This is a genomic window from Dermacoccus sp. Ellin185 (assembly GCF_000152185.1).
In the GTDB taxonomy this organism is placed as follows: Bacteria; Actinomycetota; Actinomycetes; order Actinomycetales; family Dermatophilaceae; genus Dermacoccus; species Dermacoccus nishinomiyaensis.
In genome coordinates, this window is record NZ_AEIQ01000057.1 from 1 (window position 1) to 13,272 (window position 13,272).

The 13,272-nt window shown below is 70.1% G+C and carries 10 protein-coding genes; 8 read left to right on the forward strand and 2 right to left on the reverse strand.

The window, feature by feature from the left end; all coding sequences use genetic code 11:
• Positions 1-142 precede the first annotated feature (142 nt).
• The 8 genes from ruvA (at position 143) to malQ (ending at position 10,456) form a co-directional block, all read left to right on the forward strand.
• Entirely contained in the window at positions 143-748 is a 606-nt protein-coding gene (gene ruvA / locus HMPREF0321_RS05490) for a Holliday junction branch migration protein RuvA (protein ID WP_006944830.1), read from the forward strand.
• Entirely contained in the window at positions 745-1,839 is a 1,095-nt protein-coding gene (ruvB, locus tag HMPREF0321_RS05495) for a Holliday junction branch migration DNA helicase RuvB (RefSeq protein WP_006944831.1), read from the forward strand. Before ruvA ends, ruvB begins: the two co-directional genes overlap by 4 nt.
• A gap of 84 nt (positions 1,840-1,923) precedes the next feature.
• Positions 1,924-2,229, forward strand: coding sequence for a preprotein translocase subunit YajC (gene yajC / locus HMPREF0321_RS05500; RefSeq protein WP_006944834.1), 306 nt, complete (start codon positions 1,924-1,926; stop codon positions 2,227-2,229).
• Entirely contained in the window at positions 2,226-4,079 is a 1,854-nt protein-coding gene (gene secD / locus HMPREF0321_RS05505) for a protein translocase subunit SecD (protein WP_006944829.1), read from the forward strand. Before yajC ends, secD begins: the two co-directional genes overlap by 4 nt.
• Positions 4,079-5,206 (forward strand): protein translocase subunit SecF, encoded by a 1,128-nt coding sequence (gene secF, locus HMPREF0321_RS05510; RefSeq protein WP_006944836.1) that lies wholly within the window; start codon positions 4,079-4,081, stop codon positions 5,204-5,206. The genes secD and secF overlap by 1 nt, the downstream gene beginning before the upstream one ends.
• A gap of 10 nt (positions 5,207-5,216) precedes the next feature.
• Positions 5,217-5,747 carry an adenine phosphoribosyltransferase gene (locus HMPREF0321_RS05515; protein WP_006944835.1) on the forward strand — a complete coding sequence of 177 codons (531 nt, stop codon included), beginning with the start codon at positions 5,217-5,219 and terminating at the stop codon, positions 5,745-5,747.
• A 24-nt stretch (positions 5,748-5,771) separates the two neighbouring features.
• Positions 5,772-8,126, forward strand: a complete 2,355-nt coding sequence (locus HMPREF0321_RS05520; RefSeq protein ID WP_006944833.1) for a bifunctional (p)ppGpp synthetase/guanosine-3',5'-bis(diphosphate) 3'-pyrophosphohydrolase — start codon at positions 5,772-5,774, stop codon at positions 8,124-8,126.
• Between the two features lie 86 nt (positions 8,127-8,212).
• Positions 8,213-10,456, forward strand: coding sequence for a 4-alpha-glucanotransferase (gene malQ / locus HMPREF0321_RS05525; protein ID WP_006944828.1), 2,244 nt, complete (start codon positions 8,213-8,215; stop codon positions 10,454-10,456).
• A 136-nt stretch (positions 10,457-10,592) separates the two neighbouring features.
• On the opposite strand, the gene HMPREF0321_RS05530 is transcribed toward malQ, so the two are convergent.
• Together HMPREF0321_RS05530 and HMPREF0321_RS05535 are read right to left on the reverse strand one after the other, a co-directional pair.
• Positions 10,593-11,972, reverse strand: coding sequence for a M18 family aminopeptidase (locus HMPREF0321_RS05530; RefSeq protein WP_006944837.1), 1,380 nt, complete (start codon positions 11,970-11,972; stop codon positions 10,593-10,595).
• Between the two features lie 8 nt (positions 11,973-11,980).
• The coding region (locus HMPREF0321_RS05535) for a DUF349 domain-containing protein (protein ID WP_040014546.1) at positions 11,981-13,272 on the reverse strand (1,292 nt) is incomplete at its 5' end.

Consider the following 13,272-nt stretch of genomic DNA (forward strand, 5'->3'; position numbering starts at 1 on the left):
CGCCGGCCGCCGTCGCGTACCGGCAGGCTGCGGCTGCCGCGGCGCGACGTTCCCGCTCGGCCAGCAAGACATACCGTGACGCCCTCGGCGCCGCGTCCCAGAGCGCGCCTGCCACTCGACCCGCCAACAGGGGAGTTCGCCCATGATCGCCAGCCTCACCGGTGAGGTGCTCACCGCCCGTCTCGACAGCGTCGTCGTCGAGGTCGGTGGCGTGGGTCTGCTCGTCCACACGACGCCGGCAACCGCCGCCGCGGCACGCCCGGGGGAGTCGATGCGCCTCGCGACGTCCCTGGTCGTGCGTGAGGATTCGCTGACACTCTTCGGCTTCGCCGACGACGACGAACGGGCCCTGTTCGAGCAGGTCCAGACGGTCAGTGGCGTGGGGCCGCGTCTCGCCCTCGCGATGCTCGCCGTGCACCCGCCGCAGCAGCTCGCCACCGCGATCGCGGGCGGCGACGTCAGGGCGCTGACGAAGGTGCCCGGCATCGGCAAGAAGGGCGCCGAGCGCATCGTCCTCGAACTGCGGGACAAGGTCGTCTCCGCCAGTGGTGACGGCGGGCAGGCGGCGCCCCAGGCCGTCGTCCCGGCCACTGCGGGTGGCGACCAGGTCGCCGAGGCGCTCATCGGGCTCGGCTGGAGCGCGAAACAGGCCGAGGACGCCGTCGCCAAGGTGGCTGCCCGTCCTGAGGCCGAGGGCGCGAACACGCCCACCGTGCTCCGGCTGGCGCTGCGCGAGCTGGGCCGATGAGCCCGTCCCACTTCGAGGACCACAGCGCCGACGTCTCGCCGCGCCTCGTCGACCCCAACGGCACCGAGGACGAGCAGCAGCTCGAAGCGGCCCTGCGACCGAAGAAGCTGGCCGATTTCCCCGGGCAGCCACGCGTGCGCGAGCAGTTGAGCCTCGTCATCGAGGCGGCCCGGCGCCGAGCGACGCCGCCCGACCACATCCTGTTCTCCGGCCCGCCCGGCCTGGGCAAGACGTCGCTTGCGATGATCGTCGCGAGTGAGCTCGAGGCGCCCATCCGCATCACGAGCGGCCCTGCCATCCAGCACGCCGGTGACCTGGCCGCCATCCTGAGCTCGCTCAACGAGGGGGAGGTGCTCTTCCTCGACGAGATCCACCGCATGGCCCGCCCCGCGGAGGAGATGCTCTACCTCGCGATGGAGGACTTCCGGGTCGACGTCATCGTCGGCAAGGGCCCAGGGGCCACCGCGATCCCCCTCGAACTGCCGCGCTTCACCGTCGTCGGTGCGACGACGCGCGCCGGTCTGCTGCCGGCGCCACTGCGCGACCGCTTCGGCTTCACCGGCCATCTCGACTACTACGACGCGGCCGACCTCGCCGACATCCTCGCCCGCAACGCCGACCTGCTCGGCGTACCCGCGACGCGTGAGGGCATCACCGAGATCGCCGGCCGCTCCCGCGGCACGCCGCGCATCGCCAACCGGCTGCTGCGCCGGGTGCGTGACTACGCGCAGGTGCACGGGCGCCACGTCGTCGACCTGACGTCCGCGCGTGCCGCGCTCGAGCTGTTCGACGTCGACGACGACGGCCTCGATCGCCTCGACCGCGCGGTGCTCGAAGCCCTGTGCCGACGCTTCGGGGGTGGGCCGGTCGGGCTGTCGACGTTGGCCGTCGCCGTCGGTGAAGAACCCGACACGGTCGAGACGGTGGCCGAGCCGTATCTCGTGCGCGAGGGCTACATGATCCGCACGCCGCGTGGGCGTGCCGCGTCACCGCGGGCGTGGACGCACCTCGGGCTGCGCCCGCCGGACGGGCACTTCACCGAGACATTTCAGCGCGACACCGACGACGGGGGCGGACGTTTCACCGGGTAGGGTGGTGCGGCCACCGCTCGAGTCCGCGCACCGCGCACCGGTGAGAGCGCGCGAGGCGCTTCGAGATCTGACGTGAGGACCCACATGCCGTACCTGGTCGCCGAGTCGCAGGCGGGAAGCTCGGGCTTCCCGATCCTGCTCGTGCTGCTGCCCTTCCTCCTGCTCGCGCTGATGTTCTTCACGCAGCGTCGGCGCTCCCAGGCGACGATGCGCGCGCAGGCCGCGCTTCGCGTCGGTGACGAGGTGCGCACGACGAGTGGGCTGTTCGGCACGCTGCGCGAACTCGACGACGTCAGTGGACACCTCGAGATCGCCCCCGGCACCGTGGTGAGGTTCGATCGTCGGGCCCTGCTGCCCGCAGCCCCCGACGAGATGGAGAAGGGTCGATGAGCACGCCCGCAGGCGCCGAGCGCGCCGACGAGAACCGTTATGCGGTCGATTCGAACCGCCCCGCGGCGCGCAAGAAGCCGAAGCACACCAACCCCAAGCGTGGCTTGGCCGTGCTTCTCGCCCTGTTCCTCGTCCTCGTCGGTGGCATCGCTGCGACGGGACATTGGACACCGAAGCTGGGGCTCGACCTCGAAGGTGGGCGCACCGTCGTCCTCGAACCGGTCGTCACAGGCGGCAAGAGCGTCAACTCGAGCCAGGTCAAGCAGGCCGTCGACATCATCCGCAACCGCGTCGACGCCACCGGCACGTCCGAGGCGGAGGTGACGACGCTGGGGGAGAAGGACATCGTCGTCTCCATCCCCGGAAACCCCAGCCAGCAGGTGCTCGACTCGCTCTCGCGCAGCTCGCAGCTCAACTTCCGCGCAGTCATCGCCGCCGCGCAGGGCAGCACGACGGGTACCTCGCCGTATCGCCTGCCCGAGGTCGTCAACCCCTCGAACGCCGCCAAGAACGGCGCCCCCGGCTCGGCGTCCGCGTCACCGTCTTCATCGGCCTCCGCTTCGGGTTCTGCGTCGAGCTCGGCCTCGTCGTCACCGTCGTCCAGTTCGAAGGACCGACTGCCGGCCGCATTCAAGACCGCCGGCCCGGCCAACGCGAGCGACCCGGCGTGGGGCAACGAGAAGGTCGACTCGGTCTGGGTCAAGGCCGGTATCGCGACCCCGTCGACGACGTACAACCAGCTGCTGCAGCTCTACGCCTGCACCCCGGCCTACCAGGAGGTGGCCGCGGCCGCCCCTGACAACAAGCCGACCGTCATGTGCGCGAAGGAGGGCAACGAGAAGCTGCTCCTCGGCCCGGTCGAGATCAAGGGTTCGCAGCTGACGGACGCGAGCAGCGGCCTCGACACGAACCAGCAGGGCAACCAGACCGGCGAGGTCGCGGTCAACCTGTCGCTCAACGGCTCGGGCAAGACGGCCCTGGCGAACGTGACGCGTCGCGTCGCCCCGCTCGAGCAGCCCCGCAACCGCTTTGCCATCGTCGTCGACGGTCAGTCGATCTCGGCGCCGACCGTGCAGGCCCCGCTGACGGACGGTCAGGCGAAGATCACCGGTGGCTTCACCGAGTCGAGCGGCAAGCTGCTCGCAGACTCGCTGAAGTTCGGTGCGCTGCCGATGTCCTTCAAGGAACTCACCTCCGACCAGGTCAGCCCCCAGCTCGGCTCCGACCAGCTGACGAAGGGTCTCATCGCGGGAGCCATCGGCTTCGGCCTCGTCGTGCTGTACTCGCTCATCCAGTACCGCGCGCTCGGCCTCGTCACCGTCGCGAGCCTGCTCGTCGCCGCGGCGATGACCTACCTCGCCGTCACGCTGCTCGGCTCGCTCAACAACTTCCGCCTGTCGATGGCGGGTGTCACCGGCCTCATCGTCGCCATCGGCATCACGGCCGACTCGTTCATCGTGTACTTCGAACGCGTCAGAGACGAAGTGCGCGCCGGACGGCCATTGCGGGCCGCCGTCGAGACGGGATGGACGCGCGCGAAGCGCACCATCATCATCTCGGACGCGGTGAACTTCCTCGCCGCCGCCGTGCTCTACGTGCTGTCGGAGAGCACCGTCAAGGCGTTCGCGTTCACCCTCGGTCTCACGACGATCATCGACATCGTCGTCGTCATGTTCTTCACCCACCCGGTGCTGGCCCTGCTCGCCCGCACGAAGTTCTTCGGTGGCGGCCACCCCGCCTCCGGTCTCGACCCCGCGCGTCTGGGCGCCCGTCAGGCCGCATACGCGGGCCGCGGTCGCGTGACGATCGCCGACCGCCGCCGCGCCGCCGCACAGGAGGAGACAGCCTGATGGCCAGCCTCGCAACATTCGGCAACGACCTGTTCACCGGTCGCCGCCAGATCGACTTCATCGGCAAGCGCAAGCGCTGGTACGCCCTGACGGCGCTGCTGCTCGCGCTCGCCGCCGTCGGTCTGTTCGGGCGGGGGCTCAACTTCGGCCTCGAGTTCACCGGTGGCTCGGAACTGCGCGTGCCCGGCGTCTCGAGCACGCACGACTACGACACGCGCGCCGAGAAGGCCGTCCAGTCGGCGACCGGCTCGAACGCCGACATCGTCGTGACGAAGCTCGGCTCCGACACGATCCGCGTGCAGAGCGAGAAGCTCGGCAACGGCACCGCCGACGCGACGGACGCCGTCAAGACGTCCCTCGCAAAGGAGTTCGGCGTGTCGCCGAGCAACGTCACGTCCTCGTTCATCGGCCCCTCGTGGGGTGAGACGGTGACGCACAAGGCGATCGTCGCGCTGTTCGTCTTCCTCGCGTTCGTCTCCGTCCTGCTCGCGTTGTACTTCCGCACCTGGACGATGGCCGCGGCCGCGCTCATCGCCCTGCTGCACGACCTGTTCTTCACGGTCGGCATCTACGCCCTCACCGGGCTCGAGGTGACGCCGGCGACGATGATCGGCTTCCTCACGATCCTCGGCTACTCGATCTACGACACCGTCGTCGTGTTCGACAAGGTGCGCGAGAACACGAGCGAGGCGTTCGCGACCGGCCGCCGCAGCTTCGACCAGGCCGCGAACTACGCGGTCAACCAGACGCTCGTGCGCTCCATCAACACCTCCGTCGTGGCGTTGCTGCCGATCTCGGCCATCCTCGTCGTCGGCGCGCTGTTCATCGGCCCGAGCACGCTGCTCGACATCGCCGTCGCCCTGTTCATCGGTATCGCCGTGGGCACCTTCTCGTCGATCTTCATCGCGACGCCGGCCCTGACCGACCTGCGCCGCCGCGAGAAGGGCGTCCAGGAGCTCGCGCGTCGAGCCGGGAGCTACCAGTCGCGTGCCACGACCGACGACGAGCACGCCACCGCGGCGTCCGCCTCGGGCGTCGTGACGGCGCCGGCCCCTTCCCAGGGCGGTGGCGCGTCGCAGACGGCGCGCACGCGCGGCATCCACCCCGCTGCCAAGCGTGACGACTGAGGCCGCCGCGATGATCGAGCAGCGCATCGCCGACGTCGTCGGCCGCCACACGCGTGACATCGCCGACTTCCCGAGCCCCGGTGTCGTCTTCAAGGATCTGACGCCCCTGTTCGCCGACCCGGCGGCGTTCGGACAGGTGCTCGACCTGCTGGCCCAGCGTCATGACGGCGTCGACGTCGTCGCGGGCGTCGAGGCGCGCGGGTTCATCATCGGCGCGCCGCTGGCGCAGCGCATGGGCGTCGGTTTCGTGCCGATCCGCAAGAAGGGCAAGCTGCCCGGTGACGTCGTCTCCGCCTCCTATGACCTCGAGTACGGCTCGGCGACGATCGAGGTGCAGACGGACGCGGTGACGCCGGGTGCGAACGTCCTCGTCGTCGACGACGTGCTCGCGACCGGGGGCACGGCCGTGGCTGCCTGCGAGCTGATCGAGAAGGTCGGCGGGCGTGTGGCGTGCCTCGACGTGCTCGTCGAACTGGCCTTCCTGCCCGGCCGCGAACGGCTTGATCGGTGGGAGCTCCACACGGGCCTCGTCGTCAACTGACGCCAGGGGCACTACGATCGGCGCATGGCTGAGCAGTCCGGTTCCAACGCGACCTCGCGCGTGCGCGCCCGTCTCGTCCGCTTCGGGGGCCCGCGTCCGGGCTTGAACCGCGTGCTCGACCCGCTGCTGCGCACGGTGCGTGAGACGCACCCGAAGGCCGACACCGCGCTGATCGAGCGCGCCTACGAGGTGGCGGAGCGCTGCCACCGTCATCAGGTGCGCAAGAGCGGCGACCCGTACATCACCCACCCGCTCGCCGTCGCGACCATCCTCGCCGAGCTCGGCATGACGCCGCCGACGCTCGCCGCGGCCCTCCTGCATGACACGGTCGAGGACACCGACTACTCGCTGGAGCAGCTCACCGACGACTTCGGGCCCGAGATCGCGCGTCTCGTCGACGGTGTGACGAAGCTCGACAAGGTGACGTACGGCGACGCCGCGCAGGCTGAGACGGTGCGCAAGATGGTCGTCGCGATGGCACAGGACATCCGCGTGCTCGTCATCAAGCTCGCCGACCGCCTGCACAACGCGCGCACGTGGCGGTACGTCTCCGCCGAGTCCGCCCAGCGCAAGGCGACGGAGACGCTCGAGATCTACGCGCCGCTCGCGCACCGGCTCGGCATGAACACGATCAAGTGGGAGCTGGAGGATCTGTCGTTCGCGACGCTCTATCCCAAGGTCTACGACGAGATCGTCCGCCTCGTCGCCGACCGCTCACCGGCGCGCGAGTCGTACCTGCGCACCGTCAAGGAGCAGGTGTCGGCCGATCTAAGGGCCGCGCGCATCGCCGGTGAGGTGACGGGCCGGCCCAAGCACTACTACTCCGTGTACCAGAAGATGATCGTGCGCGGCCGCGACTTCGAGGACATCTACGACCTCGTCGCCGTGCGCGTCCTCGTCGAGTCGGTGCGCGACTGCTACGCCGTGCTCGGCACGCTGCACACGCGGTGGACGCCCGTCCAGGGGCGGTTCAAGGACTACATCGCGATGCCGAAGTTCAACATGTACCAGTCGTTGCACACGACGGTCATCGGACCCGGCGGCAAACCCGTCGAGATCCAGATCCGCACCTACGACATGCACCGTCGCGCCGAGTACGGCGTCGCCGCGCACTGGAAGTACAAGGACGACGCGAAGAAGGGTGCGACGAGCGCCGACGGCACGGTCAGCGCCTCGCCGGCGACGGGCACGAACGACATGGCGTGGCTGCGTCAGCTGCTCGAGTGGCAGCGCGAGACGGAGGATCCGGGCGAGTTCCTCGAGTCGTTGCGCTTCGAGGTCGGCAGCCGCGAGATCTACGTCTTCACGCCGAAGGGCGGCGTCATCGGGTTGCCGTCCGGGTCGACGCCCGTCGACTTCGCGTACGCCGTGCACACCGAGGTCGGCCACCACTGCATCGGCGCGCGCGTCAACGGGCGTCTCGCGCCACTCGAGACGACGCTCGTCACGGGCGACTCGGTCGAGGTGCTCACCTCGAAGGCGGACGGCGCCGGGCCGAGCCGCGACTGGCTGACGTTCGTCAAGTCGCCGCGTGCCAAGAGCAAGATCAAGCAGTGGTTCACGAAGGAACGCCGCGAGGAGGCCATCGAGAAGGGTAAGGATTCCCTCGCGAAGACACTGCGCAAGCAGGGTCTGCCCCTGCAGCGCCTCATGTCGCACGAGTCGTTGACCGAGGTCGCGACGCGGATGAACCACGCCGACATCGACGCCCTGTACGCCGCGATCGGTGACGGGCACGTCTCGACCGAAGCCGTCATGCGTGCCCTCGTCAAGGCGCACGGCGGTGAGGAAGCAGCCACGGAGGACATGGCGGAGGCGACGACGCCGCGCACCGCGCCGCGCTCACGTGCGGGCGATCCGGGCGTCACCGTCGTCGGCACCGACGACGTGTGGGTCAAGCTCGCGCGCTGCTGCACACCGGTGCCGGGCGACGACATCGTCGGGTTCGTCACGACGGGCTCGGGCGTGTCCGTGCATCGCGAGGACTGCACGAACATCGAAAACCTGCGTCGCCAGCCCGAGCGGCTCATCGACGTCGCGTGGGCGCCCGGACAGGCGAGCGTGTTCCTCGTGCAGCTGCAGGTCGAGGCGCTCGATCGCAGCGGGTTGCTCTCCGACATCACGCGCGCGCTGAGCGACCAGCACGTCAACATCCTGTCGGCGAACCTGTCGACGCAGGCCAACCGCGTCGCCATCAGCAAGTTCACGTTCGAGATGGGCGATGCGAGCCACCTCGACCACGTCATGCGCGCGGTGCGCAAGGTCAGTGGCGTGTTCGACGTCTACCGCATCACCGGCACCGGCGCGCGCGCCGACCATCGCACGACGCCGGAGCAGGTGAAGCCCGCCGCGTCGCCGGCGGCCGACGAGGACGAGTGAACCGCAGCCGCTGACGGTGCCGACGGTGTGTCGGCGCCCAGCGATAGGCTGACGGCGACCTGCCCCCGCACGAACGGACGCCCGCCGTGACCGACTCCGCAGCCACGCCTGACCTCGTCGAACTCGCCGAGGCGTACGGCATCACGACCGAGTACGAGGACTGGAAGAAGGCCCGCGTCAGCGTCGCGGCTGACACGCTCGTCGCCGTCCTGGCGGCGCTCGACGTCGACGCTTCGACGCCCGACGCCGTGCGCTCGGCGTTGCAGACGCGTCGGGACGCACCGTGGCGCCGCGTCGTGCCGCCGTGCGTCGTCGTGCGCGAGGGCGACGATGTCGAGTTCCCGGTGCACGTCGTTGAGTGCGACCAGGTGGCCGTGCACGTCGTCACCGAGGTCGGGACGCATGTCTCGGTGACGGTGTCGTCGCGCGCGCAGGAGACCCGCGAGGTCGACGGACGCGTCGTCGAACGGCATGTCGCGCGCGTGGACGGCGACCTGCCGCTGGGGTACCACACCGTCATCGTGTCGCCTGTTGGCCTTGCTGCGGGCGACGGCGACAGTGACGACACGCGCGTCGACGGCGAGGATCGCCCGTCCACCGAGGCCGGCGACGGGCACGACACGAGGGCCGCGGGTGCGCGCGCAAGCCTCATCGTCACCCCGCGGGTGCTCGAGGTGCCGGCGACGATGCGCGACAAGCGCGTGTGGGGCCTGGCGACGCAACTGTATTCGGTGCGTTCACAGGGGTCATGGGGTGTGGGCGACCTCGTTGATCTGCGCGACCTCGCCGTGTGGTCGGCGGCCGAGCACGGCGCCGACTACGTCCTCGTCAATCCGCTGCACGCGGCACAACCGAGCGCGCCGATGGAGCCGTCGCCGTACCTGCCGACGTCGCGTCGCTTCGTCAACCCGCTCTACCTGCGGGTCGAGCACGTCGAGGAGTACGCGAGCGCGTCCGCCGACATCCGCGGGGTCATCGACGACCTGGCGCGGGATGTCCACGCGCGCCTCGACGACGTCGACCGCATCGACCTCGACGCTGCGTGGGGGGCGAAGGAGCAGGCGTTGCGAGTCCTGTGGCAGATCGGGCGCACGCCGGGGCGTCAGGCCGCGTTCGACGCCTACTGCCGCGCCGGCGGCGAGCAGCTCACCCGTTTCGCGACATGGTGCGTGCTGTTCCGCACCTTCGGGCCCGACTGGCGAACCTGGCCGCACGATTATCAGGACGCGACGGCGCCCGCCGTCTCGCGGTTCGGCTCCGAGCACGCCGACGAGGTCGACTTCCACCGCTGGTTGCAGTGGTGCCTCGACGAGCAGCTGCGCGGCGTGCAGTCGGACGCCGTCGCCGCGGGCATGGCGCTCGGCGTCGTCCACGACCTCGCCGTCGGCGTCAACCCCGCGGGCGCGGACGCCTGGGCCCTGCAGGACGCGTTCGCGGCGGGCATCCACGTCGGCGCTCCGCCTGATCAGTTCACCCAGCTCGGGCAGGACTGGGGGCAGCCACCGCTGCGCCCGGATCGTCTCGCCGAGACGGCTTACGCGCCTTTCCGCGAGATCGTCGGCACCGTCCTGCGCCACGCCGGTGGGGTGCGCATCGACCACATTCTCGGGCTGTTCCGCCTGTGGTGGGTGCCGGAGAGCATGACGCCGAAGGACGGCACGTACGTGACGTACGACCACGAGGCGATGATCGGCATCCTGGTCCTCGAGGCGCAGCGCGCGGGTGCGCTCGTCGTCGGGGAGGATCTCGGCACGCTCGAGGCGTGGGTGCAGACGTTCCTCGCCGAGCGCGGCGTGTACGGCACGTCGATCCTGTGGTTCGAACAGGACTGGGATGCGCAGCGTCCGCTGCCACCCGAGGATTGGCGCGAGAAGTGCCTCGCGTCGGTGACGACGCATGACCTGCCGCCGACGGCCGGCTATCTCGACGCCGCGCACGTGCGGCTGCGTCACGAGCTGGGGCTGCTCGACGGCTCGCTCGAGGACGAGTTGGCGCGAGACGAGGCGGACCGCCGGCGGTGGCGCGAGTTTCTCGTCGCTCAGGGCCTGCTCGATGACGCCGACGCGCCGAACGAACAGGTCGTCGAGGCACTGCACGCGTTCCTCGTCACGACGCCGTCACGGATGCTCAACGTCGCGCTCGTCGACGCCGTCGGCGACGTGCGCGTGCAGAACCAGCCCGGCACGGCCGACGAGTACCCGAACTGGCGTGTACCGCTGTCCGGCCCCGACGGCGAGCCGATCCGGCTCGAGGACGTCTTCACGAGCGAGCGCGCCGCGCGCTTGTGCGGCATCTTCGCCGGGCTGAACGAGCACGCCGCCCAGGGTTGACCTCACGGCGGTGTACGGCGTCACCGCACGAACATCGCCCGAGAACGAGTCACGGCTGACGCGTTCTCGGGCGATGTGGCTCGAGCTGGGGACCTTTGTGCAACCTCAGCGGCCGTGCGCGCCAGGCGCCGACCCGTCAGTCACGCCCCGGAGCGAGGAACGCTGCGAGGGCCGCGCCGTACATCGCCTGGTCGGCGGCGCCGACGAGTTCGCGCGCCGAGTGCATCGACAGAGTCGGGGCGCCGAAGTCGACGGTCGTCGCGCCGGTGAGCGCCGCCGTCATCGGCCCGACGGTCGAGCCGCACGGCAGGTCAGAGCGCACGACGAACTCCTGCACCGGCACGCCCGCCTCCCGACACGCGGCGGCGAAGTGGGCGGCGCCGACCGAATCCGTCGCGTAGCGCAGGTTCGTGTTGATCTTCAGCACCGGCCCGCCGTTCATCGCGATGTGGTGCGCAGGTTCGTGACGATCGGCGTAGTTCGGGTGCGTCGCGTGCGCCATGTCGCCCGAGGCGATGACGGTGCGCGCCATCGCGCGGTGCACGTCGTCACGCCCGCCGCCGAGCGTCGAGATGATGCGTTCGAAGATCGTCGGCAGCAGGTTCGAGAACGCGCCGCGCTCCGACATCGAGCCGATCTCCTCGTGGTCGAACAGCGCGATGAGCGGCACGAGCGGCACCTCACCCTCGGGTGCCGGGCGCTCGACGGCGTCGATGAGTGCCTGCGTCGCGGCGTAGCTCGTCGCGAGGTTGTCCATCCGGGCGCCCGCGACGAACTCGCGGTGCAACCCGGTGCGCGCGGCCGGCTGCACGTCGTGCGTCATCGCGTCCCAGCTCAGCACGTCGACCGGTTCGACGCGAACCTGCTCGGCGAGCCACTCGACGAACAGTGGTGCCTGCGACAGCGCCCACGACGGTTCCATGTGCAGCTGCTTGTTGAGCGTCAGAGCGTCGTTGGTCGAGCGGTCGAGGTGGATCGCGAGCTGCGAGACGCGCAGCAGCGGCTCGTCGACGGCGAACAGCCGTTCACCGACGCTACCGTCGGCCTCGCGTACCGCGACGCGCCCCGACAGCCCGAGGTCGCGATCGAGCCACGAGTTGAGCAGCAGGCCGCCGTACGGTTCAACGCCGAGCAGTTGCCAGCCGATGCGCTCGTGGTCGGGGCGCGGTTTGATGCGCAGGTTGGGGGAGTCGGTGTGTGCACCGACGACTCGGAACGCGACCGCGCCGCGCTCGCCACCGGCGTCACCGTCATCAGCGCCACCACCAGAGCCGTCGAACGGCCGAGTGGGCACGCGCTCCGTCGACCACGCGACGAGCGACCCGCCGCGCGTCGTGACGTAACGTCCCGGCTCGCTCGGCCAGGCGTCACGCTCGTCGAGGGGCGTGAAGCCCGCCTCGACGAGCATCGACAGAGAGGATGCGACCGCGTGGAACGGCGAAGGGCTGGTGCGCAGGTACGCGACCAACCCTTCGGCGGCCGAATCCGTCGTGAAACGTCCGGATCCGAAACTCATGATGCCTCTCAGCCCTCCAGCTCGTTGGCGGTCGAGCGCACCTGCTCGAGCCACGACTGCTTCGCCTCGAGCTCCTGACGCAGCTTCGCGGCCTTGTTAGAGTTGCCCGCGGCCTCGGCGGCCTCGACGTCACTGCGCAGCGACGCGACGGCGTTCTCGAGCTGGGTGACCATCGAGTTGGCGCGCGCGCTCACCTCGGGGTCGGACTTCTTCCACTGCGCCTGCTCGGCGTCACGCACGGCGTTCTCGATGCGGCGCATGCCCTTTTCGATGCGGTCCATGTCTTTGCGCGGAACCTTGCCCGCGGCGTCCCACTTCTCCTGCAGCGCGCGCAGCTGGGCCTTCGCGGCGCCCAGGTCCTTGACCGGCAGGATCTTCTGGCCCTCGGCCAGCAGCTCCTCCTTGACCTTGGCGTTGGCCTCGAACACCTTGTTCTCCTCGGCGACGACCTCATCCTTCGCCGCGAAGAACGCATCCTGCGCCTTCTTGAAGCGCTGCCACAGCGCGTCGTCGTCGGAACGCGACGCGCGCCCGGCCTGACGCCACTCGCTCATGAGGCGCTTGAACGCCGACGCCGTGGGCCCCCAGTCGTTCGAGGTGGCGAGCTTCTCGGCCTCGGCGACGAGACGCTCCTTCTCCTTCTTCGCCGCACCGTGTTGCTCGTCGAGCTGGCTGAAGTGCGTGCGACGCGTCTTGTCGAACCCGTTGCGAGCAGCGGAGAAGCGCTGCCACAGCGCCGACTCGACGTCACGGTCGAGACGTGCACCGTTCTTCTGGTGGTTCTTCCACTCGTCGAGCAGTTCGCGCATGCGCGTCGTGCTCTTCTTCCACTGCACCTTCTCGGGATCCTGCGCGGCGATCTGCTCGGCCTCGGCGACGAGCTGCTCGCGGTGGGCGAGGGCCTCCTTCTTCGCCGCGGCGCGGGCCTCACCCTCGACCTGCTGCTTGACGCGCAGCGCCGTCGCGATGTCCTCGATGATGCTGTCGAGCGCGGGCAGGTCGCCGACGGCGTTCGTCTCGGTGACCTGCTTGCGCAGCGTCTTGAGCGACTCGCCGGCGTCGTGGGCGCTGATGTCGGTCTGCGTCACGCGCTGCAGCAGCAAGGCGGCCGCGGCGCGCAGTTCGTCGTACTTGCGCGCGAAGTAGGCGAGGGCCTCGTCGGCGCTCTTGCCGGGGTAGGAGCCGACGGCCTTCTCACCGTCGGGCGTGCGCACGTACACCGTGCCGTCCTCGTCGACCCGCCCGAACGAGGCGGCGTTCGAGTTCGACGGCGTCTCCACCGCGGCCGACGGCGCGGGCG